Genomic DNA, 1,571 nt, shown 5'->3' with positions numbered 1-1,571 from the left:
GCCGGGGCCCGTCGCCGTACGACCGGTGGCCGGTGTCAGTCCGTGCCGGACTCCATCGCGGCGCGGTCCAGCATCGCTTCCTCGTCCGGGGCCTCGCCGCGCGAGGCGATCGCCTGGGCGCCGCCCCGGTCCATGGCCCCGATCAGTCCGGTGGAGGCCGCCTGCGCGGCACCGATCGGCGTCGGGTGGCCGGTGCCGACCAGGCCGAGGCCCGCGTACTGCTCCAGGCGCGCCCGCGAGTCGGCGATGTCCAGGTTCCGCATGGTGAGCTGGCCGATCCGGTCCACCGGGCCGAACGCCGAGTCCTCGGTGCGCTCCATGGAGAGCTTGTCCGGGTGGTAGCTGAACGCCGGGCCCGTGGTGTCCAGGACCGAGTAGTCCTCGCCGCGTCGCAGCCGCAGCGTCACCTCACCGGTGACCGCCGCGCCGACCCAGCGCTGGAGCGACTCGCGGATCATCAGCGCCTGCGGGTCCAGCCAGCGGCCCTCGTACATCAGCCGGCCGAGCCGCCGGCCCTCGTTGTGGTACGCGGCCAGCGTGTCCTCGTTGTGGATCGCGTTGACCAGGCGCTCGTAGACGATGTGCAGCAGCGCCATGCCGGGCGCCTCGTAGATGCCGCGGCTCTTCGCCTCGATGATCCGGTTCTCGATCTGGTCGGACATGCCGAGACCGTGGCGGCCGCCGATCGCGTTGGCCTCCATCACGAGGTCGACGGGGGAGGCGAACTCCTTGCCGTTGATGGTGACCGGGCGGCCCTGCTCGAAGCCGACCGTCACGTCCTCCGTGGCGATCTCCACCGACGGGTCCCAGAACCGCACACCCATGATCGGCTCGACCGTCTCCACCCCGGTGTCGAGGTGCTCCAGGGTCTTGGCCTCGTGGGTGGCGCCCCAGATGTTGGCGTCCGTGGAGTACGCCTTCTCCGTCGAGTCCCGGTACGGCAGCTCGTGCGCGAGCAGCCACTCCGACATCTCCTTGCGGCCGCCGAGCTCCGTGACGAAGTCCGCGTCCAGCCACGGCTTGTAGATCCGCAGGTGCGGGTTGGCGAGCAGCCCGTAGCGGTAGAACCGCTCGATGTCGTTGCCCTTGAAGGTGGAGCCGTCGCCCCAGATCTGCACCCCGTCCTCGAGCATGGCGCGTACCAGCAGGGTGCCGGTCACGGCCCGCCCCAGCGGCGTCGTGTTGAAGTAGGGCCGCCCGCCCGACCTGATGTGGAACGCGCCGCAGGAGAGCGCGGCCAGCCCTTCCTCGACCAGCGCGGCCCGGCAGTCGACGAGCCGGGTGATCTCCGCGCCGTACGCGGAGGCGCGACCGGGCACGGACGCGATGTCGGGCTCGTCGTACTGGCCGATGTCGGCGGTGTACGTGCAGGGCACGGCGCCCTTGTCACGCATCCAGGCGACGGCTACGGAGGTGTCGAGCCCGCCGGAGAAGGCGATGCCGACGCGCTCGCCGGTGGGGAGGGAGGTGAGGACTTTGGACATGGGAAGACTATGCACCACATCGCATGGTCATGCAACATTCGGCGCGGTGCCCCCGCTGCGCCGGGCTCCGGCAGCGGTGTCCGGCGC

Annotated in this window: 1 protein-coding gene; it reads right to left on the bottom strand. The window is 71.1% G+C overall.

Going from position 1 to position 1,571, the window contains the following annotated elements; genetic code table 11:
• Positions 1-35: 35 nt before the first annotated feature.
• A complete protein-coding gene (gene argG / locus ACFCV8_RS36005; protein WP_376689773.1) occupies positions 36-1,484 on the bottom strand; it encodes an argininosuccinate synthase in 1,449 nt (482 codons plus the stop codon).
• Between the last annotated feature and the right edge of the window lie 87 nt (positions 1,485-1,571).

Origin of the sequence: Streptomyces sp. NPDC056347, from assembly GCF_042262625.1 — a bacterium.
In the GTDB taxonomy this organism is placed as follows: domain Bacteria; phylum Actinomycetota; class Actinomycetes; order Streptomycetales; family Streptomycetaceae; genus Streptomyces.
This window is presented reverse-complemented; position numbering and strand designations above follow the sequence as displayed.

Excerpts from the sequence above, each read along its gene's own strand:
- argG (WP_376689773.1), bottom strand. The coding sequence starts at position 1,484 with ATGTCCAAAGTCCTCACCTCCCTCCCCACCGGCGAGCGCGTCGGCATC.